Here is a 22,277-nt window from a genome sequence, read left to right as displayed (position 1 = left end):
GGCGTTCGAGCCGCAGCTCGAACGCCATGTTCTCAGACCTTGTTGAACAGGCCGAGCTGAGTGATCTTGCTGAAGGCCAACTGCGAGGCCTGCAACATGGTCTGCTGCAGGGTCAGGCGGGTCATGACTTCGGCCGGATCGGAATCACTGATGGCAGAACGGGTGGTGACGTTGGCTGCCGCCAGACTTTCGTTGATTTCGTTCTGGGTGGCCAAAGCCGAACCACGACCACCGATGGAGCTGATGCCGATGGACAGCTGATCGACACCACTGGCCAGGTTGGCCATGCCCGACGCGAGGTCGGCCAACTGCTTCTGGGTTGCCAGGACGTCACCGTCAGTGGGTGTGCTCAACGCGTTTTTCAACTGACTCACGGTGTCCAGGATGTTCTGGGTTTCGTGGGTGTTAACCGCCACGCTGAACTGATCGTTGGCGGCCGGCGAAGGAGCGCCCGTCAGGGTGAAGCTCACGCCTGCCGCAGTGGCGATATTGCCCGGCCCTACCACACCCGAAGACACCGGTTTGCTGTCTGCCGTCAGCGGCGCGGCATACAGATCGAAGTTGGTGGCGCTGGTGAACTTGAGCACGGCAGAGCCACTCGGGAACGTCGAGTTGTAGGCCACCGGATCAGTCACGCTGGCGGCCGAGACCTGAGTCATGCTCGGGTTGCCCGGAGAACGCGCAACGTTGAAGGTGTCCGGCTTCGACGCCAAGGTGAAACTGTGCCCCGGCAGCACCGCGCCAGCGACATCGCCGGACTTGAGATTGATGTTCAGGTTCAGATCGACACCACGGAAACTCACGGTCTGATTCGGCGAAGTACCGATCACGCCGCCCTTGCTGGCCTCGGCCGTCACATCGTTGCCGCTGCCATCGAGGATCTGCAACTGGGTACCGCTGACGAACGACACGGTATAAGGCTCGCCACCGCGGAACTGGCTGTTGTAGGTGCCGCTGTTGGTCATCTGGCCATTGGACAGGGAAACCCGCCCATCATCCACCACCGGCGAGGTCATGGTGACCTGGCTACGACTGGTGTTGAGCGCCTGCTGGAACACATCCCAACCGGTGCTGTTGGCAGCCATCATCATGGTGTCGCCCACCGGCAGCTTCAGGCTGCTCTGGTCACCGTTGTAGCTGTAGGTGCCATCGGAGTTGCGGCTGAACGGCGGAACGTCGTCCTTGGAGCCGCCAAAGAGATACTTGCCGTTTTCGTCCTGAGAGTTCATCAGGCTCAGCAGCTGCTCTTCGATCTGCCCCAGCTCGGCAGCATTGGCCTGCCGGTCGGCATTGGTGTAACCGGCGCTGCCGGCGCCGACGGCCAGTTGCTTGGCCCGGTCCAGAACGTTGTTGATGCTGGTCATCACCGACTCGGCCTGGCCCAGGGAAGCCTTGATCGAGTTGCTGTTGGCCTTGTACTGATCAAGCAGGGAAGCCTGCTGACCCAGCTGCAGCAAACGGGCAGCGCCCACCGGATCGTCGGCGGCGGTCTTGACCCGGACCAGGCTGCTGGCCTCTTCGCCGCTCTTGATCGCGTTGGAGAAGTTCTTCTGATAGTTGGCAGCCGAAGTCTCGTAATACTGGGCGGTGGAAATGCGCATGGGCTACGACTCCTTAAAGGCTGTTGATCAGCGTGCTGAAGGTTTCCTGCGCAGCCTTGATGATCTGCGAAGACGCGGTGTAGTACTGCTGGAACTTGACCAGGTTGCCGGTCTCATCGTCCAGGTTGACCCCGGACAGCGAGTCACGGGCACCCTTGGCGTTGGCCAGGATGGAACCGTTGGCAGCACTGTCGAGCTTGGCCTGGCTGGCCTTGGCGCCGACGTTCTCGATCAGCTTGCCGTAGGCATCCACCAGGGTGATGCCCTTGCTCGCCGAACCGGTGTCCACGGTCTGCTTGGTCTGCAGACCCGACAGCGCCAGGCCGTTGCGGTTATCCGAAGAACCGGCACCATTCACCGAAATGTTCATGTTGTCGCCGGCATTGGGCGAACCGGCGACGGTCATCTGCACCGTGAAGGTCTTGGTCACAGGTGGCGCGCCGCCGTCAGTGATCGGGTTGCCGCTGGCATCGAGCATCTTGATCTGCAGGTTCAGGACATTGCTCTGCCCTGGCACGATGGAGCCGCTGCCCATCTTGACGCCCTTGGCGTCAAAGTAATCGTAGGTCTGGCTGCCGCCGGACGCCGCATTGAACACCACCTTGACCGGGCCGGAGTTCTTCAGGGCGGTCTGCATTTCCAGCTTGCTGGCTGCATCGTAGTTGTTGATCGGCACCGCCAGGGACGGCTGCGCAGAGATGCTCAGGGAGCTCTTGACCCCGGCACCGATCTCGGCCTTCAGCGGCGCAGCCAGAGCCAGGCGCTTGGCGTCGGTCATTTCCGTCTGGATGGTGGCTGCGGCATTGCGGGTCGGGGTGATCTTGAAGCTGTCACCGGCGGCCACCGTACCATTGAGGTTCAGCGAAAAGCCGTCGATCACGGGTGCCGGGCTGGTCGTGGTGCTGAAGGTGCCCATGTCCTTGCCGTCGGAACGCTTGACGCTGTAATTCGTGGCGCTGCTGAAGGTCACGGTGTAGTCGCCGGTGCTCAGCTTGCCGGTGTCCTTGATGGTCACATCGAAGTTGCCCGAGCCCGCGCTGTTGGCGGCGCTGGCCATACTGCGCTGACTGATCATCCGCAGGCTGTTGATGTCGTTGAACAGGTTGCCGCCGAACTCACCGTTCTTGTCGATACCCTGGGCCATCTGGCTGTTCATCTGGTCGGCAACCACCAGGGCCACGCGCCCCAGTTCATTCATTGCCGGGTCCAGCACTTCACTGCGATAGCGCAACAGGCCACCAATCTCGCCACCGGTGGTGACGTTGGTGATGTCCACGGTGCTGGTGCCGCGATTGAGCTGCAGCATGGAGCGCGTCGGGTCGTTCTTGCCCTGCACCACTTCCAGGGTGTTGGCGGAGTTGCCCATCACCAGCGGCTGGCCACTGCCCAAGTACAAGTCGAGGCTGGAACCACGCTCCGACACCTGGACGCCGATAAAGGTCGAAAGCTGGCGCACGGTTTCGTTACGGGCATCCAACAGGTCGTTGGGCATGCCGTTGCCGTTGGTCGACAGTTCGGAAATCTTCTGGTTGAGCTGGGCGACGGTATTGGCCAGCTTATTGACCTGGTCGGCCATGCTCGCCATGTTGCCGTTGATGTTGCTGTTCTGTTCGTTGAGCTGGCTGGACACCGAGTTGAAACGGTTGCTCAAGGCCTGGGTGTCGCTGAGCAGCAACTGCCGGGAAGCCTCATCGGTAGGCTTGGCGTTGAGGTTCTGCAGCGAGGCGAAGAATTTGGTCAGCGCGCCATTCATGCCGGTGCCGTTGTCCGACAGCAACTGGTCGACCGGGCTGATCTGGCCCTGGTAGGCCGCGACGTCACTGTTCAAGGACGTGGCGGTGCGCAACTGGGCATCGAGGAAGCTGTTGTACACCCGGCGTACGTCCGCCAGGGTGGTACCGGTGCCGATGAAGACATTGCCGAATTGAGCGGAGGCCTTGGTGCCCTGCACGGTCTGCTGGCGCGAGTACCCGGCGGTGTCGGCGTTGGCAATGTTGTTACCTGTAGTCACCAACGACGTTTGGCTGGCGGCCAGCCCCGACATCCCAATATTGAGCAAACTCATGATTCAGACCTTATAAATTCGTGGAAACGCCCGCCGCAGCGTAGCTCTCGTAGTTCTTCATCTGCTTGGCTATCTGCGAAATCTTGCTAGCGTAATCCGGGTCCGTTGCATACCCGGCTTTTTGCAACTCGCGAACAAACTGTTCTGGTTTATCGGCAACCTTCAGCACTTCTTGATAGCGATTATTGCTCTGCAACAAGGTCACCAGATCGTGGAAGCTGTCCTGGTAGGAATCATAGGAACGGAACGCCGCCGTCTCCTTGACCATCTGCCCATCGCGGAACTCGCTGGTGATCGCTCGGGCCTGAGCGCCCTGCCAACTTTTGTTGGCCTTGATGCCGAACAGGTTGTGACTGCTGCTGCCATCCTGCTGACGCATGACCGATTTACCCCAGCCGGTTTCCAGCGCGGCCTGGGCTACCAGATAACGCGGATCGATACCGATGCGCTGGGCCGCCTGCTGCGCCATCGGCAACATGGTGGCGACAAAATCATCTGCGGAACTGAAGGCGCGCTTGGCCGGCGCCAGCGGCGGCTGAGCCATGGCCCGGCCATACACGCGCATCTTGCCCTGGGACTCGGCGTAGCCCTGGTTGACCCGCCACTCGCCACGCAGCACTGCATCGGCGGCTGCGCTATTGCGGGTGGGCACAACGTTCTGGGTAGAGGCGTCAGCAGTCGCACCGGCCGAAGGCACGATACCGGTCAACAGGCGATCGGTAAGCTTGCTCGGCAACGACAGGCGCCGTTGATTGAGCAACGCCATATCGTTATGCGACACCGTGCTGCGCAACGGGTCCTGGGCACGCGAGGCCCACATTGGACGCTGACCATTGACCCGGCTCAACGGACCATCCTGGGCGGTGGTACCGGCGGCAATCGGGGTCGGAGTCGCCACCGGCGCCGCGGCTGTCAAGGCCGTATGGGTCGCGCCCGGGTTGGCCGGCTTGTTCTTCATCATCTGGCGCATCAGCACATTGGCCAGGCCGATACCGCCACCCTCGCGAGACAGGGACACCGCCAACTGCTGGTCGTACATGTCCTGGTACTGCTTGGCGGCCGGGGTGTTGAGCGGGTTGTCCTGGGCAATGACATCGGTGGCCTTGCGCATGGACTTGAGCATTTCATTGAGGAACAGCGACTCGAACTCCTGCGCCACTTTGCGCACGTTGGCTTCGCCGTTCTTGTCGCCGACCTTGAGTTGCTGCAGGCGATTGAGGTCGGAGTAAGACCCGGAATCGCCGCTGCCAATCAGTCCGCTCTTACGAATATCCATGGCGCTCACCTCAAATCACGATCAGGTCGGCCTGCAAGGCGCCGGCCTGTTTCAAGGCTTCGAGGATCGCCATCAAGTCACCTGGCGCAGCCCCGACCTGGTTCACCGCACGGACGATCTCATCCAGGGTGGTGCCCGGGCCGAACTTGAACATCGGCTTGGCTTCCTGCTGGGCGTTGACCCGCGAACGCGGCACCACAGCGGTCTGGCCATTGGACAGAGGGCCAGGCTGGCTGACGATCGGGTCTTCGGTAATGGTCACGGTCAGGCTGCCGTGGGTCACCGCCGCCGGCGACACCTTGACGTTCTGGCCAATGACGATGGTGCCGGTACGGGAGTTGATGATGACCTTCGCCACCGCCTGCCCCGGATCGACTTCCAGATTCTCCAGGATCGACAAGTAGTCCACGCGCTGGCTTGGGTCCAGAGGCGCGGTGACCCGGATCGAACCGCCATCGATGGCCTGGGCCACGCCCGGGCCGAGCATGTCGTTGATCTTGTCGACAATGCGCTTGGCGGTGGTGAAGTCCGAACGATTGAGGTTCAGGGTCAGGCTGTTGCCCTGATTGAAACCGCTGGGCACGGCGCGCTCCACCGAAGCACCACCGGGAATCCGTCCGGCAGATGGCACGTTGACGGTGATCTTCGAACCGTCACGCCCCTCGGCATCGAAACCGCCCACCACCAGGTTGCCCTGGGCAATGGCGTAGACGTTGCCGTCGATCCCCTTGAGCGGGGTCAGCAGCAAGGTGCCGCCACGCAGGCTCTTGGAGTTACCGATGGAGGAAACGGTGATATCCACCTGCTGACCCGGCTTGGCGAATGCCGGCAGATCGGCGCTGACCGACACCGCCGCGACGTTCTTCAACTGCACGTTGCCGGAGCCGGCCGGCACCTTGATGCCAAACTGCGACAGCATGTTGTTGAACGTCTGCAGAGTGAACGGGGTCTGGGTCGTCTGGTCGCCGGTGCCGTTAAGCCCGACCACCAGGCCGTAACCGATCAATTGGTTGGAACGCACGCCGGAAATACTGGCAATGTCCTTCAACCGCTCGGCCTGGACGCCAAGGGAAGTGGACAGCAACAACGCCGCCGCCATCAGGTGCTTGAAGTTGAACATGAGGCTTCTCATCACCTAGAAAGGGAACAGCGGACTGAGGAAGAAACGATCGAACCAGCCAGGCTGGTTAGCATCGGCAAACGAGCCGGTACCCGAATAGGTAATGCGGGCATCTGCCACCCGGGTCGAGGAGACGGTGTTGTCGGTAGCGATATCGTCTGCCCGTACCAGACCGGCAATGCGCACCAGTTCGTCGCCGGTGTTGAGCGTCATCCACTTCTCGCCGCGCACCGCGATGATGCCGTTGGGCAATACATCGGCCACGGTGACGGTGATCGAACCGGTCAGGCTGTTGCTCTGCGCGGCCTTACTGTCGCCCTTGGTGGCGCGATTACCGCTGTAGCCGGCATTCAACGTCAGGTCGCCATCGCTCAACGGGTTGTTGACATTGGGCACAGCGCCAAACAGCGAGGTCAGGCCGATGCTGTTGGAGCTGGTCTTGTTCAGGGCCGAGTTGGCGCCCTTGCTGGCACTGGTCCGCTCGTTCAGGGTGATGGTAATGATGTCACCCACCCGGAACGCCTTGCGGTCGCTGTACAGGTTCTGCTCAAAACCGGCCTGGTAGATCGAGCCGTTGTTGGACGCGGAAGGCAGCGGCGTGCGCGGCAACACCGGGGCGTAATAAGGGTCATTGGGCTTGGGCGGCGGAGCAACACAGCCCGCGAGCACGGCACTCCCACTCAGCGCTAGAACACACATAAACCGATTCATGACCCTTCCTCACGATGTTGCCGGTGCGCCACTTCAGACCCGTGGCGACCTCAAGACTTGATTACAGCTTCTGCGTAATGAACGAGAGCATCTGGTCCGCAGTGGAGATCACCTTGGAGTTCATCTCGTAGGCCCGCTGGGTGGTGATCATGTTGACCATCTCCTCAACGGTGCTGACGTTGGACGCTTCCAGGGTGTTCTGCAGCGTGGTGCCGAAGCCGTTAAGGCCTGGAGTACCAATTTGCGGCGCGCCACTGGCGGCGGTTTCCAGGAACAGGTTGTTGCCCTGGGACTGCAGGCCAGCCGGGTTGATGAAGTCGGCGGTTTGCAGGTTACCGATCACCTGGGAAGCCGGGTTGCCGGCGATGGTGATGGATACGGTGCCGTCCTGACCCACGGTGAAGGTCTGTGCGTCGTTGGGCACAACCACCGCAGGCTCCAGGGCAAAACCGCTGGCAGTGACGATCTGGCCATCGGAATTGAGGTGGAACGTACCGTCACGGGTATAGGCCGTGGTGCCGTCGGGCTGCAGGATCTGGAAGAAACCACGGCCATTGATGGCCAGGTCCAGAGGCTGCTCGGTGGTCTGCAGGCTGCCGGCAGTGAAGTTCTTCTGAGTCCCGACAATGCGCACACCGGTACCGACCTGCAGGCCGGTTGGCAGTTCGCTGTCCTGGGTCGACTGGGCACCGGGCTGGCGCTTGATCTGATACAGCAGGTCCTGGAACTCGGCGCGATCACGTTTGAAACCCGTGGTCGAGACGTTCGCCAGGTTGTTGGAAATAACACTCAGGTTGGTGTCCTGGGCGGACAGACCGGTTTTGGCAACCCATAGAGCCGGAAGCATTCGATTCTCCTCTCGCGCCTGTTTTACGGCGCTAGATACTGGTAATTAGCTGATCTGCAAGACCCGAGCCATGGCCTGGTCGTCTTCTTTGGCGCTGTTCATCATCTTGACGTGCAATTCGAACTGGCGGGACAAGGCCAGCACCGCGGTCATTTCTTCCACGGCATTGACGTTGCTCGACTCCAGGAACCCCGAGACCAACTGCACATTGGCATCGGCAGGCGCCGGCTGGCCGTCCTTGGTCTTGATCGACCCATCCAGGCCCTTGGTCAGGTTCTTGATATCCGGATTGACCAGCTTGATGCGATCGACCTCGGCCATGACCCGCGGACCTTCACCCATGGCACGAATGCTGATGGTGCCGTCCTGGCCGACTTCGATCTTCTGCTCTGGCGGCACGGCGATAGGACCGCCATTGCCCATGACCGGCATGCCATTGCCTGCACGCAGCACGCCCAGAGCGTCGACATTCAAACTGCCGGTACGCACATAGCTTTCGCTGCCATCGGGGCTCTGCACGGCGATCCAGCCCTTGCCGCTGACGGCCACGTCCAGGTCACGGCCGGTTTCCACCATGGAGCCGGGAGTAAAATCCGTTGCCGGCCGCTCCCCCATGGCAAAGGCCCGCGCCGGAAAACTGTCACCAAACACCGGCATCGCGCGCGCCTGCTCCAGGTCGCGCTGAAAACCGTTGGTGGAGATGTTCGCCAGATTGTTGGCATGAGCCTTTTGCGCCAGAGCATTCTGGCTGGCGCCGGTCATTGCCACATAAAGGTACTTGTCCACAATCGTTCCTCATCTGCCGGACGTTTGCCGCCCCACACTGTACTGAGCATGGCGTAAGCAATTTCTACACCAACTTTAACTTCCAACAGCGCTCCCCATGCAGGCCGGGGCTTTGCCGCGAGCAACGGGTTTTTCAGGGCGGAATGAGAGACGAAAAAACGGCGGACTTATGCCGCTAACGGCAAGTCTCGGTCGCACGCCCCGGGTTCGTTCCGCACTCGAGCTGGACACTTTGTGAACGGATCTTGCTAGGCACAGTGACTGGCTATCGCAACTTCAGTTTGCGCAGGGGTGGCCGACACCTAAGCCAGTGACTGCCAAGGAGAACCACTTTGAACCTGTACCTCAATCAGCTGCGCAAGACAGCTGACTTCAAGGAAGCCATCTATTCCGGGGATATCTTCCTGGACACTGACCTGGCCACCGCAAAAGAACTCTGCGGGTACGCCAAGGAAAGCATCACCGCGGCATTCGATGGCGAAACCAACCACCAGGCTCTGCACACGATGATGCCGGTAGAAGAGTTCGTCAGCCGGGTTACCCGACTCAAGGGCCAGTTCACCAACAGCCAGCGCGTCAAGGATCTGATCCTTGGCTTCATTCACGAGATCGGCATCGATCCTCGGGACTACATTTTCGACGTACCGCGCCTGCGGGTCGTGCCCAACTACGACTACCTGCACGCTGGCGTCAGCTACGCCTACAAGCCTCATCGCGACAGCTGGTACGGCAGCGTGGATTGCCAGATCAACACCTGGATGCCGGTCTACACCATCACCCCGGACCAGACCATGATGATCAACCCCAGCTACTTCGAGAAGCCGGTGGCCAACACCTCGAAGGACTGGAGCCTGAAGGACTGGATCAGCAACCAGCGACACAAGGCCAAGGACAACCTGACCGAAGAAGTACGGGTCCACCCGGTGCCCCTGGGGGAGATCGACGACAGCTCTGAACTGCGCATCGCCGGCAACTCAGGCGAGATGCTGGTGTTCTCCGGCTCGCACCTGCACGGCACTGTCCCCAACCGTACCGACCGCACCCGCTTCAGCGTGGACTTCCGCCTGATGCACCTCGAAGACCTGAAACACAACCGCGGAGCCCCCAACGTAGACAGCGCCTGCCCCGACGTCGGCTCCGGCTTCAAAGACTACTTCCACGCCCACGACTTCTCGAATTTCCAAGGATTCAAGCCATGACCAAACGTCGCCTTACCCCCGCCGAAGCCCAATACAACGAAACCCGCGCCGGCGTACTCAAGCGGGTCGACGCCGAGTACGTAGCCGACGCGCCCTTCGTCTTCGCCAACCGCATCAACGTCACCGCCGCGCTGTCGCGCATGGAGCTGTTCAAGAAGGTCATGGATGTGCCCGGGGCGATCATCGAGTGCGGCGTGTACAAGGGCAACTCGCTGATGCTCTACATGCACCTGTCGATGATCCTCGAGCCTTATGCCATCAACCGCTCCATCGTCGGCTTCGACACCTTCGAAGGCTTCACCAGCATCAACAAGGACGAGGACCCGGCCGACATCAACGAAAGCATGTTCTCCGACACCGACCAGTCGCTGATCCAGGACATGATCGATGCCAACGACCTGCTGCGTCCGGTGAACCGCATCCCGCGCTGCGAGCTGGTCAAGGGCGACATCTGCAAGACCGTGCCGGAATTCGTCAAGTCGCGTCCGGACCTGGTAGTGGCCATGCTGATCCTCGACACCGACCTGTACGAGCCCACCAAGGTCGCCCTGGAAACCTTCCTGCCGTACATGCCCAAGGGCGCTATCGTGGTTCTCGACGAAGTCGCCTACCGCAACTTCCCGGGCGAAACCAAGGCCCTGCGCGAAGTGTTCGACATGAACAAGATCGAACTCAAGCGCCTGCCTTTTGACTCCTGTGTCGGCTACTTCCATATCTGAAGACAGCCAGCCCCGAGCCAAACGAAAAGCCCCGCTTCATAAGCGGGGCTTTTTTCATTCCGGCGACTCCTTGCCGACCTCGTACTGGCGCAACTTGTTGGCGATGGTGGTATGGGAAACCCCCAGGCGCTTGCCCAGTTGCCGACTGCTGGGATGCTCGGCATAGAGACTTTCCAGCACCGCCTTTTCAAAGCGACCGACAATCTGCTCAAGGCCGCCTTCCAGGGAAAAGTCCCCCAGGGGCTGGCGCGCGCCATAGTCCGGCAGACGGATATGCTCGGCCTTGACCATGCCGCCATCACACAGCGAGACCGCCTGGAACAGCACGTTCTCCAACTGCCGGACATTGCCCGGCCAGTGATAGTGACTGAGGCGCTCCATGGCCGCCGGAGCCAACCGTGGCAGCGGACAGCCGATCTGGCGACTGGCCTGATCGAGGAAGTGCTCCACCAGGGGCGTCAAACCATCGAGGCATTCGCGCAGCGGCGGAATATGCAGGGACAGCACGTTGAGTCGGTGGTACAGGTCCTGGCGAAACTCGCCCCGGGCACAGAGTTCGGACAGATCCACCTGAGTCGCACAGATCACCCGCACATCCAGGTACACCTCCTCGTCACTGCCGACACGACGGAAGCAGCCATCCTGGAGGAAACGCAGCAACTTGACCTGCAGGCGCGGGCTCATTTCCCCCACACCATCGAGAAACAGCGTGCCGCCGGCCGTCAGCTCCAGCAGCCCGAGCTTGCCCTCGGCCCGAGCCCCTTCGAAGGCCCCGGGGCCATAGCCGAACAGCTCGGTCTCGGCCATGGATTCCGGCAGCCCGGCGCAGTTCAGAGCCATCAGCGGCGACTGGCCCCGAGGGCTGGCCAGGTGGCAGGCGCGGGCCAGCAACTCCTTGCCGGTGCCGGTCTCGCCTTCAATCAACAGAGGCGCATCCAGGGGCGCCATGCGCCGGGCTTCCCGCACCACCGCTGCCATGACTTTCGAGCTCTGGAAAATACTGTCAAAGCCCCGCAGCTCCTGCTTGCGCACATTGTAGATACGCTCACCAACCCGATCCGCCCGATGCAGGGTCAATACCGCACCGGCCATAGCCTCGCTGTCATCGTGCTCGGATTGCAGCGGGGCGATGTCCGCCAGAAACACGTCGCCCTTGACCTTGACCCGCAGCCCGTTGATCCGCGACTGGTTGGCCCGCACCAACTCCGGCAAATCGAAGTCCTCGGCGTAGCGTGACAGCGGAATCCCCGGCACTTCATCCACCCGCACGCCCAGCAACTGCGCTGCCGCTCGGTTGGCGGCCACGATGGAGCCGCCCATGTCGATGGACAGCACCGGGAACTCCAGGGCACCCAGCAGCGCATTGAGCTCCATATGCCGACGCTCGCTGGGCATCAGCCCGACCCTTTTGACGCCAAACACTCCGGCGATGGATTCGAACTTGGGGCGCAATGCCTGGAACTGCAGGTTGATCAGGTTCGGACAGTGCAGATAGATGGCGTTGCCATGCTCGCCCCCCACCTCGCCCCGGGCCACGTTGATCCCGTATTCCACCAGCAGATTGAGGATGTCCCGCAGGATGCCGATGCGGTTCTGGCAGTGAACTTTGATACGCATGAAGAAAGGCCCGAAGCGGATAATGGAGGGCATAAACGCCGAAAACCGACGCTTTTGACGTCGGCATTTGCAAACTTTCTGCTGGATGGCGCAGATAATCGTCAAGATTATGTGACAGCAAAGGGCTTTTTCAAACCTGAAAACCCACAATACTTGGGAGCCCTGGGCAAAACCGTAACGATTAGTTTACAAATTGACGTCCTAACCCCCTCCGTCAGCGCCAGTCAGCTGCTGCAAAGCGTCGCACCCTGGGGTATCACTGGGGTCACACATAACAAGAACGCATCCCCTGGCAGGAGAGCAGCATGAAGCAGACGCAGTACGTGGCCCGCGAGCCCGACGCGCAAGGTTTTATCGACTATCCACCCGAAGAACACGCGGTGTGGAACACCCTGATCACGCGCCAGTTGAAAGTGATCGAGGGGCGCGCGTGCCAGGAGTACCTGGACGGCATCGACAAACTCGGACTGCCCCACGACCGCATCCCGCAGCTGAGTGAAATCAACAAGGTCCTCGGCGAAACCACGGGCTGGCAAGTGGCCCGGGTGCCGGCACTGATTCCTTTCCAGACCTTTTTCGAACTGCTGGCCAGCAAGCGCTTTCCGGTGGCGACCTTCATTCGTACTCCTGAAGAGTTGGACTACCTGCAGGAACCGGACATCTTCCACGAGATTTTCGGCCACTGCCCGCTGCTGACCAACCCCTGGTTCGCCGAATTCACCCACACCTACGGCAAGCTCGGCCTGCAAGCCACCAAGGAAGAGCGCGTTTACCTGGCGCGTCTGTACTGGATGACTATCGAGTTCGGCCTGGTGGACACCCCCGACGGACGACGCATCTACGGCGGCGGCATCCTCTCCTCGCCCAAGGAAACCGTCTACAGCCTGTCCGAAGAGCCGGAGCACCAGGCCTTCGATCCGCTGGAAGCCATGCGCACGCCTTATCGCATCGACATCCTGCAACCCATCTACTTTGCCCTGCCCAACCTCAAGCGCCTGTTCGACCTGGCCCATGAAGACATCATGGCCCTGGTCCACCAAGGCATGCAGCTGGGCCTGCACGCCCCCAAGTTCCCGCCAAAACCCAAGGCGGCCTGAGCAGCCCGCCCTCGCGGGCGGCTGCGAAAGATAGTAACTTCCAACAAGAATCGAACTCAGGAATACACCATGACCGCTCTGAACCAAGCCCATTGCGAAGCCTGCCGCGCCGATGCCCCTCAGGTCAGCGACGAAGAACTGCCGGTACTGATCAAGCAGATCCCCGACTGGAACATCGAAGTGCGTGACGGCGTGATGCAGCTGGAAAAAGTCTTCCTGTTCAAGAATTTCAAATTCGCCCTGGCCTTCACCAATGCCATGGGCGAGATCTCCGAGGCCGAAGGCCACCACCCGGGCCTGCTCACCGAATGGGGCAAAGTCACCGTGACCTGGTGGAGCCACTCGATCAAGGGCCTGCACCGCAACGACTTCATCATGGCCGCCCGCACCGACGAAGTGGCCAAGACCGCAGAAGGACGCAAGTAATGCATTTCGATGCCATCGGTCGCGTACCCGGCGATCCGATTCTCGGCCTGATGGAGGCCTACGCCAACGATCCCAATCCGCGCAAATTCGACCTCGGCGTGGGGGTCTACAAGGATGCTCAGGGCCTGACGCCGATCCCGCAATCGGTGAAGCTGGCGGAGCAGCGCCTGGTGGATCGCCAGACCACCAAGACCTACATCGGAGGCCACGGTGACGCGGCCTTCGGCAAGGTAATCAATGAACTGGTACTGGGCAGTGATTCGCCACTCATCGCCGCGCAGCGCGCCGGTGCTACCCAGACCCCGGGCGGCACCGGCGCCCTGCGCCTGAGCGCCGACTTCATCGCCCAGTGCCTGCCGGGCCGCGGCGTTTGGTTGAGCAACCCGACCTGGCCGATCCACGAAACCATCTTCGCCGCAGCCGGGGTCAAGGTCAGTCACTACCCCTACGTGGGCAGCGACAACCGCCTGGACGTCGAGGCCATGCTGGACACCCTGAACCGGGTGCCCGAAGGCGACGTGGTGCTGGTGCACGCCTGCTGCCACAACCCCACCGGCTTCGACCTGAGCCAGGCCGACTGGCAACGGGTGCTGGAGGTGGTGCGCAAGCGCAACCTGCTGCCGCTGATCGACTTCGCCTACCAGGGCTTTGGCGACGGCCTGGAACAGGATGCCTGGGCGGTGCGGTTGTTCGCCGCCGAAGTGCCGGAAGTACTGATCACCAGTTCCTGCTCGAAGAACTTCGGCCTGTACCGCGATCGCACCGGGGCCCTGATCGTCTGCACCCGGGACGCCGAAAAGCTCCTCGACGTGCGCAGTCAACTGGCCCATATCGCCCGTAACCTGTGGTCCACACCACCGGATCATGGGGCCGCAGTAGTCGCCACCATCCTCGGCGACCCGGAGCTGAAAAGCCTCTGGGCCGACGAAGTGGAAGCCATGCGCCAGCGCATCGCCCAATTGCGCGCCGGCCTGCTGGAAGCCTTGCAGCCCTATGGACTGGCCGAGCGCTTCGCCCACATCGGCGTGCAACGCGGCATGTTCTCCTACACCGGCCTGAGCCCGTCTCAGGTCAAGGAACTGCGTGAACACCACAGCGTGTACATGGTCAGTTCCGGCCGGGCCAATGTGGCCGGAATCGACGCTTCGCGCCTGAACCTGCTGGCTGAGGCGATCGCTCGGGTCGTCTAAAAGCAGAGCGCGTGCTTGCCGGCGCGGGAGGCCCTGAGGGTGCCTTCGCTGGCAAGCCGGTTCCTGCCGCCGCTTTGTCCTTTCATCCCGAAATCGCGATAAAAATCTTTTTGTCATTTCCAGTGCTGTATCCTGCCCAGGCTTTTTAAAAGCGCGGACCTACCCAGCGATTTAAAAAACAGACTTTGCGAGGAGCAACGACATGCATGAGATCCCGAATCTCCCCTTCCCAAGCCTGCACGAAACTGAGCAGACAACCACGCCACAAGCCAGTGCCGAAAAGCCTGTAGTGCAAGAAGCCGCCGACAGCCGCAAGGCCGACAGCGAAGACTGAAAAGAGCTGTAACCAGACCGTGTGGAAAGCGCTACTCAAGCGCTTTCCACACCGCCTGAATCTTTCCCCCCGAGCCCCTGCCGAACCATGACCGACTCCTTCAGCGAAACCCAAGCCAGCGTACTGCTGGGTACTGCGGAAAAAATGATCGAGATCTGGAATCGCCTCAGCCCGGAAAAACAGGCCGCCCTGCTGGCCCGTTTCGGCACCCAGGAAAATGCCCTGGCCGCTCTGGTCACCACTCAGCTGCTGAGCGCCAAAAACGCCTGACTCAATCCCTCAACCAGGGACGTTCTGAACAACGCGTCGATTTCTGCCCCTGCATCCCCGTCCACATCGGTATCATAAGCAGCCTATCTATTGAGCTGTCGCAGTGGACCCATTCCCATGCCAGATACCCAGCGCCCCTTGACGGTCACGCTGCAAGTCGTCTCCATCGTCCTGTTCACCTTTATTGGCTACCTGAATATCGGCATTCCCCTGGCGGTACTGCCAGGCTACGTCCATAGCGACCTGGGGTTTGGCGCGGTGATCGCCGGCCTGGTGATCAGCGTGCAATACCTGGCCACCCTCCTCAGCCGTCCCTACGCCGGACGCATCATCGACAACCTGGGCTGCAAGCGCGCTGTCATGTACGGCCTGGCCGGCTGCGGCCTGAGCGGCGTGTTCATGCTGCTTTCCGCCTGGCTGCAGGGTCAGCCGACCCTGAGTTTGATCAGCCTGCTGATCGGCCGCCTGGTACTGGGCAGCGCGGAAAGCCTGGTGGGCTCGGGGTCGATTGGTTGGGGCATCGGTCGGGTCGGCGCACAGAACACCGCCAAGGTGATTTCCTGGAACGGCATCGCCAGTTATGGCGCCCTGGCCATCGGCGCGCCCCTGGGGGTTTGGCTGGTCAACCGCCTGGGCCTGTGGAGCATGGGGGTAAGCATCATTCTGCTGGCGGTGCTCGGCCTGCTACTGGCCTGGCCAAAACTCGCCGCGCCGATAGTCGCCGGGGAACGCCTGCCGTTCATCCATGTGCTGGGCAAAGTCTTCCCTCACGGTTGCGGCCTGGCCCTGGGCTCCATCGGCTTTGGCACCATCGCCACCTTCATCACCCTGTACTACACGACCCAGCACTGGTCCAACGCGGTGCTGTGCCTGAGCCTGTTCGGCGCCAGTTTCATTGGTGCACGCCTGCTGTTCGGCAACCTGATCAACCGCCTCGGCGGCTTTCGCGTGGCCATTGCCTGCCTGTCGGTGGAAACCCTCGGCCTGCTCCTGCTGTGGCTGGCCCCCGATGCCAACTGGGCCCTGGCCGGCGCGGCCTTGAGCGGCTTTGGCTTCTCCCTGGTGTTCCCGGCACTGGGCGTGGAAGCGGTCAATCTGGTGCCGGCCTCCAGCCGTGGCGCGGCGGTGGGCGCCTACTCGCTGTTCATCGACCTGTCATTGGGCATCACCGGACCACTGGCCGGGGCGATTGCCGGCGGTTTCGGCTTTGCCTCGATCTTCCTGTTTGCCGCCATCGCCGCGTGCTGCGGCCTGCTGCTAAGCCTGTACCTGTATCACCAGGCCCCCAAGCAGCGTAAGGAACGTTCGAACCGCTAGAAGTCCACTTTGCCGCGGCCAGCCTTGATGCTGCCGCGCTTGGCCTTGCTCTCCAGGCGGCGCTTCTTCGAGCCCAGGGTCGGCTTGGTGGGGCGGCGCTTCTTTTCCACCTTGACGGCGCTGAGGATCAGCTCGGTGAGACGCTCCAGGGCATCGGCGCGATTCTGCTCCTGGGTGCGGTACTGCTGGGCCTTGAGAATGATCACGCCGTCACTGGTGATGCGACTGTCGCGCAGCGCCAGCAGGCGCTCCTTGTAGAAAGGTGGCAGGGACGAGGCCGGAATATCGAAGCGCAGATGCACTGCGCTGGACACCTTGTTGACGTTCTGACCACCGGCGCCCTGGGCGCGGATGGCGGTCAGCTCGATCTCGGCATCCGGCAGATGCACGTTGTTGGAAATCACCAGCATGGAACAGGAATCCGTCTTCAGGGCGCACAGGATACCCCCATTCCCCACGCTCTTGCGGACCTGTTCGCTGGCAAGCCAGCGCCTGCAACGGTCAGCTCCCATGCAGGAGCCGACTGGCCGACGAAAGCGATCTCGCTCCCACAAAGATCACAGGCATGAAAAACCCGGCCGGAGCCGGGTCTGTCATGGCCGAGGCCGCGCTTACTTCAGCGCAGTGCTGGCTGCTTGCAGCGAGTGCTGAGCACTGCGCTTGTTCTTGATCAGGTAGCAGCCCCACATGAACACCACCCACACCGGGATCGCGTACACCGAGATCTGAATGCCTGGAATCATCAGCATGATGCCGAGGATGAACACCACGAACGCCAGGCAGACATAGTTGCCGTAGGGGTACCACAGCGCCTTGAACAGCGAGGTCTGACCGGTACGGTTCATGTGCTGGCGGAACTTGAAGTGCGAGTAGCTGATCATGGCCCAGTTGATCACCAGGGTTGCCACCACCAGGGACATCAGCAGCTCAAGGGCGTGCTGGGGAATCAGGTAGTTGAGCACCACGGCAACGAAGGTCACCACCGCCGAGGCGAGGATCGACAGCACCGGCACGCCGCGCTTGTCGATCTTGGCCAGGACTTTCGGCGCATCGCCCTGCTCGGCCATGCCCAGCAGCATGCGGCTGTTGCAGTAGGTGCCGCTGTTGTACACCGACAACGCTGCAGTCAGGACCACGAAGTTGAGGATGTGCGCTGCCGTGTTGCTGCCCAGCATCGAGAACACCTGGACGAACGGACTGCCGCTATAGGCATCGCCGGAGGCATTCAGGGTCACCAGCAGGGTGTCCCACGGGGTCAGCGACAGCAGCACCACCAGGGCGCCGATGTAGAAAATCAGGATGCGGTAGATCACCTGATTGATAGCCTTGGGGATCACGGTTTTCGGCTTGTCGGCCTCTGCTGCAGTGAAGCCGAGCATTTCCAGGCCGCCGAAGGAGAACATGATGATCGCCATGGCCATCACCAGTCCGCTGACGCCGTTGGGGAAGAAGCCGCCATGGGACCAGAGGTTGCTCACCGATGCCTGCGGGCCGCCGTTACCGCTGACCAGCAGGTAGCTGCCCAGGGCGATCATGCCGACGATGGCCACCACCTTGATGATGGCGAACCAGAACTCGGCCTCGCCGAACACCTTGACGTTGGCCAGGTTGATGACGTTGATCATCACGAAGAACACCGCCGCCGAGGCCCAGGTCGGCACCTCCGGCCACCAGTAATGCACATACTTGCCGACCGCGGTCAGTTCCGACATGCCCACCAGGATGTAGAGAATCCAGCAGTTCCAGCCGGAAAGGAAACCGGCAAAGCCGCCCCAGTACTTATGGGCGAAGTGACTGAAAGAACCGGCCACCGGCTCTTCAACGATCATCTCGCCCAGCTGGCGCATGATCATGAAGGCGATGAAACCGCAGATGGCGTAACCGAGGATCATCGACGGACCGGCGGATTTGAGCACCCCGGCCGACCCCAGGAACAAACCGGTACCGATCGCGCCACCCAGGGCGATCAGTTGAATATGGCGATTTTTCAGGCCGCGTTTCAGCTCGCCCGAATGCGAGTTTTGTCCACTCATGAAAAGGTTCTCACGCAAGGTTTGATGATGTTTGCAAGACGTTGCCGCCCGGTGAAGGCTTAAGCGACGCGGAGCAAACCCCAGCGCAGGCACCCGAAGTTCAGCGTTTTTCTAACGGTCATGCGTCACCTGTTTGTTTTTATCTGTGACGAAATCGAACCCACCACGCTCGTGACGCGGCGGAGTGAACAAGGTGGATAACCTTGAGTTTATTGGCCCGGCAGCAGTGTCTTCAGCGCCCTGGTAGCAGGCTGAAACACGCGGCGCAGACGCAAAGTGCGCGGGTACGCAGTTGGGTCACAGTTAAAACGCCGCGCATTGTACACCCCTGACCCCCTGCCGCCAGACACCGCTGTATCAGCGTGCCGGTAACCGGGATCCTGAGGGGCCTGCTCGATGCTCGGCATCGGCGGCGCAAAGTTGGACGGACCGAGTGGGGTCGTCGATGAAGGTGCGATGACCATCGCCCTTCGAAGGGTGTCGGTGAAAGTCGGTTACGGCGTTCATTGCGCCTCCTTCTTGTTATGCACCTGTACGCAGGCAGGTGTGCATCTCACCTGCCTTGGCGCCCTGGAACAAGCGGGCCAGAGCTCTGGCGAGCGGATTAACCGATGCCCGACGGCAGCTTTTCCTTACAGCGTCCGAGCCTTGGCCGATTCAGGGCGAAACACGGAGGATTTCGTAATACTTTCTTTACAGTGCGTAACGTTAATTTGCCAAACCAGATCGACCAGCGCGGCGACTGCAAATTGACGCGCACGCCATCCCACATCGGAAAAAGCCTTAGCTTTTTGTTTTCAGGTGATAAATTTCCGCCCTTAAAATAGAAAATAAAGTTCAGTAGAAAATAATCTAATTATTTTTTTGCACTTCAAAATCCCCTGAACTAGGTTTCCAGCCACTTGCCGGATGCCTCATCCGACAAGTACGAGGAGTGGATGAGCAGCCCTCGCAACCATCCCGTTCGCCGCTGTTGATCCGTTCCGCCAATGGACTGCTGTGCCCTATGTCATCTAGGAGAGTCACCATGCAAACACTGGAACAAGACCTGGAAACCGAACTGCAACTGGACGATTGGTTCGAAGCGGCAACCCACGATGCGGCCGTGGAAATGATGCAGGCCGAGGCGGTGGTGCCGTTCGGCACGGCGATGTGGCCGATGTAAGGCGCCCGGACCGGAGCAGGCCTCGCGCCTGCCCCGGTCACCTTTGTCCTCCAGGGAGGTTTTATGGACCAGACCCGCGCCATCCGCCATTTCCTGTACTACCTCGAACGCCATCCGGCCTTGAGCGGTGCCCAGGCATCGAATGTGGTGATCGGTCATACCGCCGACTACCAGGCCATGGCCAACGCCATCATCGAACAATCGCGCCAGGCCACACCCCTGACTGTCAGCGCCCTGCGCCTGGACCTGGAGCCGGCCGAACGCCTCGCCCAGGCGATCATCGACTGTGACCTGTACATCTTCTTCTACGACTCCTCGACCCTGCCCCAGCCACGCCCCGATGGCCCGGAATTCCTCCGCCCCCTGCATGGCCTGATGGCCGAACACTGGAAGAAGTCCCTGCTGTTCAAGGATTACGGCGACTATTTCTACGACACCTTCAGCGTCGAGCCACAACGTATCGCCGACCTCAACGCCACCTTGATCCGGCGCCTGTCCCACGCCAGCACCCTGAGCTTCAGCGATCCCCAGGGCTCGTATTTCGAGGCGCCCCTGAACAGCGTGAAGAAGTGGACCGACATCAACGGCGTGGGCAATTACGACCTGGCACCGGGTGAGATCGCCACCCACAGCGATGCAATCAATGGCCATGTGAAATTCCTCGGCACCTTCCTCAGCACCATCCCCTTTGCTCGCAAGTACGGGGTGCTGCAGACTCCGCTGGAGCTGTGGATCGAGAACTCCAGCATCCGCCAGGTCGCCACCCTGGTGCCCGGGCTGGCCAATGACTTCAACAAGTACCTGGACGCCAACCCGTCGAACCGACGCATCGAGGAGCTGGGGATCGGCACCAACGAAGGCATCAAGTCCTTGTACGGACGCAACTCCGGCTTTGAAGAGCGTCATTGCGGCCTGCATCTGGGGCTGGGAGGCGGAGCCAAGGGCAGCCACCACCTGGACCTGATCTTCAGCGCCGGCGTGCTGGCGGTGGACAACAAACCAGTGTTCGACGGCCAGTTCGCCTTTTAACCCTCCTTGATGCAGGAACCGACTTGCCGGCGAAGGCGATCATGAGCCTTGCCCAAGGCTTGAGAGTCTATTCGCCGGCAAGCCGGCTCCTACGAAACACCGGGCAAAAAAAACGCCAACCCGAAGGTTGGCGTTTTTTTGTCTGCGGGCCGGAGCTTATTCCGGCTTGCGACGACCGAAGCCTGGACGCTGGCCGCTACCGGCCGGGGCACCACGGCGCTTGCCGGACGGTGCGTCCTTGTCCAGCACCAGGCTTGGGCGCTTGGACTTCGGTGCCGGCTTGGCTGGACGCTTGGTGTCCGCCGGACGCTCGGCTACTGGAGTACCACGGCCGCTTGCCGGACGCGGTGCACGTGGCGCGCGCTCGCCATCCTGACGGGCCGCCGGCTTGCGCCCTGGACGCTCGCCTTCGATCTGCGGCTCGCGGGACACCCGCGGATTGGCCGGTGCGCCATTGGCCGGACGCAGGGTGCGTACACGCTCGCTTTTGCCCACCGGACGCGAGGATTTGCGCTGCATGCGCTCCAGCTTGTCCTTGGACTTGGCGTTGAGCTGTGGCAGCGCCACCGGCGTCAGGCCGACTTCGGCGCTGAGCACGTCGACTTCGTACTGGCTCATTTCGCGCCAGCGCCCCATGGGCAGGTCGGAGTTGAGGAACACCGGGCCGAAACGCACGCGCTTCAGTCGGCTCACCACCAGGCCCTGGGACTCCCACAGGCGACGCACTTCACGGTTGCGGCCTTCCATCACCACGCAGTGGTACCAGTGGTTGAAACCTTCGCCGCCAGGCGCCTGCTGGATATCGGTGAACTTGGCCGGGCCGTCTTCGAGCATGACGCCCGCCTTCAGGCGCTCGATCATCTCGTCGTCGACTTCACCACGCACACGCACTGCGTACTCGCGGTCCATTTCGTAGGACGGGTGCATCAGGCGGTTGGCCAGCTCACCGTCGGTGGTGAACATCAGCAAGCCGGTGGTGTTGATGTCCAGGCGGCCGATGTTGATCCAGCGGCCCTCCCGCGGACGCGGCAGCTTGTCGAACACGGTCGGACGGCCTTCCGGGTCGTCACGGGTGCAGATCTCGCCGTCGGGCTTGTTGTACATGATCACGCGGCGCACCGATTCGGCGGCCTCTTCGCGCTTGATCACCTTGCCATCGATGGAAATGGCGTCATGCAGGTCGACGCGCAGGCCCAGGGTGGCCTCTTTGCCGTTGACCTTGATCCGGCCCTGGCTGATCCAGGACTCGACGTCGCGGCGCGAGCCGACGCCAATGCGGGCGAGGACTTTCTGCAGCTTCTCGCCGGCTGGACGGATTTCCTGGTCGTTCTGATCGTTATCGCTCATCTGGGCACCTCCCGGTGTATCGCTTCAGGCTAGAGCGGCCTGAAGACGTGAAAACAGGTTCTCTGGCGAAGGGATCGCCAAAGGGTCGCGAATCATACGCTCATGGCGGCGGTTGCGCATCACAGACT

At 61.4% G+C, this 22,277-nt stretch carries 22 protein-coding genes; 11 read left to right on the top strand and 11 right to left on the bottom strand.

The window, feature by feature from the left end; genetic code table 11:
* Positions 1-32 precede the first annotated feature (32 nt).
* From PFZ56_RS13955 to PFZ56_RS13925, 7 genes are all read right to left on the bottom strand, one after another.
* Entirely contained in the window at positions 33-1,601 is a 1,569-nt protein-coding gene (locus PFZ56_RS13955) for a flagellar hook-associated protein 3 (protein WP_102878842.1), read from the bottom strand.
* Between the two features lie 13 nt (positions 1,602-1,614).
* Entirely contained in the window at positions 1,615-3,666 is a 2,052-nt protein-coding gene (gene flgK, locus PFZ56_RS13950; RefSeq protein WP_110595145.1) for a flagellar hook-associated protein FlgK, read from the bottom strand.
* A gap of 10 nt (positions 3,667-3,676) precedes the next feature.
* On the bottom strand, positions 3,677-4,942 hold the full coding sequence (gene flgJ, locus PFZ56_RS13945; protein WP_170001283.1) for a flagellar assembly peptidoglycan hydrolase FlgJ: 1,266 nt from the start codon (positions 4,940-4,942) through the stop codon (positions 3,677-3,679).
* Between the two features lie 10 nt (positions 4,943-4,952).
* Entirely contained in the window at positions 4,953-6,062 is a 1,110-nt protein-coding gene (locus PFZ56_RS13940; RefSeq protein WP_016963126.1) for a flagellar basal body P-ring protein FlgI, read from the bottom strand.
* 15 nt (positions 6,063-6,077) lie between these two features.
* Positions 6,078-6,773, bottom strand: coding sequence for a flagellar basal body L-ring protein FlgH (gene flgH / locus PFZ56_RS13935; RefSeq protein WP_102864052.1), 696 nt, complete (start codon positions 6,771-6,773; stop codon positions 6,078-6,080).
* A 61-nt stretch (positions 6,774-6,834) separates the two neighbouring features.
* Positions 6,835-7,620: a flagellar basal-body rod protein FlgG gene (gene flgG, locus PFZ56_RS13930; RefSeq protein ID WP_102864053.1), complete on the bottom strand. Its 786-nt coding sequence runs from the start codon at positions 7,618-7,620 to the stop codon at positions 6,835-6,837.
* A 45-nt stretch (positions 7,621-7,665) separates the two neighbouring features.
* Positions 7,666-8,406 carry a flagellar basal body rod protein FlgF gene (locus PFZ56_RS13925; RefSeq protein WP_102864054.1) on the bottom strand — a complete coding sequence of 247 codons (741 nt, stop codon included), beginning with the start codon at positions 8,404-8,406 and terminating at the stop codon, positions 7,666-7,668.
* 332 nt (positions 8,407-8,738) lie between these two features.
* Here PFZ56_RS13925 and PFZ56_RS13920 point away from each other — a divergent pair, with 332 nt between their 5' ends.
* Together PFZ56_RS13920 and PFZ56_RS13915 are read left to right on the top strand one after the other, a co-directional pair.
* Positions 8,739-9,605, top strand: a complete 867-nt coding sequence (locus PFZ56_RS13920) for a hypothetical protein (RefSeq protein WP_102878839.1) — start codon at positions 8,739-8,741, stop codon at positions 9,603-9,605.
* A complete protein-coding gene (locus PFZ56_RS13915) occupies positions 9,602-10,324 on the top strand; it encodes a TylF/MycF/NovP-related O-methyltransferase (protein ID WP_047302638.1) in 723 nt (240 codons plus the stop codon). The genes PFZ56_RS13920 and PFZ56_RS13915 overlap by 4 nt, the downstream gene beginning before the upstream one ends.
* Before the next feature lie 54 nt (positions 10,325-10,378).
* On the opposite strand, the gene PFZ56_RS13910 is transcribed toward PFZ56_RS13915, so the two are convergent.
* Positions 10,379-11,941 (bottom strand): sigma-54-dependent transcriptional regulator, encoded by a 1,563-nt coding sequence (locus tag PFZ56_RS13910; RefSeq protein WP_060838115.1) that lies wholly within the window; start codon positions 11,939-11,941, stop codon positions 10,379-10,381.
* On the opposite strand from PFZ56_RS13910, the gene PFZ56_RS13905 reads away from it, so the two are divergent.
* From PFZ56_RS13905 to PFZ56_RS13875, 7 genes are all read left to right on the top strand, one after another.
* Entirely contained in the window at positions 11,924-12,250 is a 327-nt protein-coding gene (locus PFZ56_RS13905; protein ID WP_170001284.1) for a hypothetical protein, read from the top strand. The two genes, PFZ56_RS13910 and PFZ56_RS13905, sit on opposite strands and share 18 nt — an antisense overlap.
* Positions 12,247-13,038: a phenylalanine 4-monooxygenase gene (gene phhA, locus PFZ56_RS13900; protein ID WP_102864057.1), complete on the top strand. Its 792-nt coding sequence runs from the start codon at positions 12,247-12,249 to the stop codon at positions 13,036-13,038. Before PFZ56_RS13905 ends, phhA begins: the two co-directional genes overlap by 4 nt.
* A 69-nt stretch (positions 13,039-13,107) precedes the next feature.
* Positions 13,108-13,464 carry a 4a-hydroxytetrahydrobiopterin dehydratase gene (locus PFZ56_RS13895; protein WP_007930096.1) on the top strand — a complete coding sequence of 119 codons (357 nt, stop codon included), beginning with the start codon at positions 13,108-13,110 and terminating at the stop codon, positions 13,462-13,464.
* Complete coding sequence (locus tag PFZ56_RS13890) at positions 13,464-14,654, top strand: amino acid aminotransferase (RefSeq protein WP_102878837.1); 1,191 nt, start codon at positions 13,464-13,466, stop codon at positions 14,652-14,654. The genes PFZ56_RS13895 and PFZ56_RS13890 overlap by 1 nt, the downstream gene beginning before the upstream one ends.
* Before the next feature lie 202 nt (positions 14,655-14,856).
* Positions 14,857-14,988 carry a hypothetical protein gene (locus tag PFZ56_RS13885; RefSeq protein WP_258009278.1) on the top strand — a complete coding sequence of 44 codons (132 nt, stop codon included), beginning with the start codon at positions 14,857-14,859 and terminating at the stop codon, positions 14,986-14,988.
* An 87-nt stretch (positions 14,989-15,075) separates the two neighbouring features.
* Positions 15,076-15,258, top strand: coding sequence for a hypothetical protein (locus PFZ56_RS13880; RefSeq protein WP_102878836.1), 183 nt, complete (start codon positions 15,076-15,078; stop codon positions 15,256-15,258).
* A gap of 117 nt (positions 15,259-15,375) precedes the next feature.
* Positions 15,376-16,575: an MFS transporter gene (locus PFZ56_RS13875; RefSeq protein WP_102878835.1), complete on the top strand. Its 1,200-nt coding sequence runs from the start codon at positions 15,376-15,378 to the stop codon at positions 16,573-16,575.
* Here the strand turns inward: PFZ56_RS13875 and arfB are convergent.
* Positions 16,572-16,985 (bottom strand): alternative ribosome rescue aminoacyl-tRNA hydrolase ArfB, encoded by a 414-nt coding sequence (gene arfB, locus PFZ56_RS13870; RefSeq protein ID WP_170001285.1) that lies wholly within the window; start codon positions 16,983-16,985, stop codon positions 16,572-16,574. The genes PFZ56_RS13875 and arfB overlap by 4 nt on opposite strands.
* Positions 16,986-17,186: 201 nt before the next feature.
* Positions 17,187-18,608 carry an amino acid permease gene (locus tag PFZ56_RS13865; RefSeq protein WP_110595144.1) on the bottom strand — a complete coding sequence of 474 codons (1,422 nt, stop codon included), beginning with the start codon at positions 18,606-18,608 and terminating at the stop codon, positions 17,187-17,189.
* Positions 18,609-19,635: 1,027 nt separating this feature from the next.
* On the opposite strand from PFZ56_RS13865, the gene PFZ56_RS13860 reads away from it, so the two are divergent.
* Positions 19,636-19,773 (top strand): hypothetical protein, encoded by a 138-nt coding sequence (locus tag PFZ56_RS13860; RefSeq protein ID WP_162884115.1) that lies wholly within the window; start codon positions 19,636-19,638, stop codon positions 19,771-19,773.
* 63 nt (positions 19,774-19,836) lie between these two features.
* Positions 19,837-20,802 carry a leucyl aminopeptidase gene (locus PFZ56_RS13855; protein ID WP_170001286.1) on the top strand — a complete coding sequence of 322 codons (966 nt, stop codon included), beginning with the start codon at positions 19,837-19,839 and terminating at the stop codon, positions 20,800-20,802.
* Between the two features lie 156 nt (positions 20,803-20,958).
* Here PFZ56_RS13855 and rluB read toward each other — a convergent pair whose 3' ends face one another.
* Entirely contained in the window at positions 20,959-22,149 is a 1,191-nt protein-coding gene (gene rluB / locus PFZ56_RS13850) for a 23S rRNA pseudouridine(2605) synthase RluB (protein WP_102878833.1), read from the bottom strand.
* Positions 22,150-22,277: the final 128 nt, after the last annotated feature.

Source organism: Pseudomonas danubii, assembly GCF_042980055.1.
Lineage (GTDB): Bacteria > Pseudomonadota > Gammaproteobacteria > Pseudomonadales > Pseudomonadaceae > Aquipseudomonas > Aquipseudomonas danubii.
This window is presented reverse-complemented; position numbering and strand designations above follow the sequence as displayed.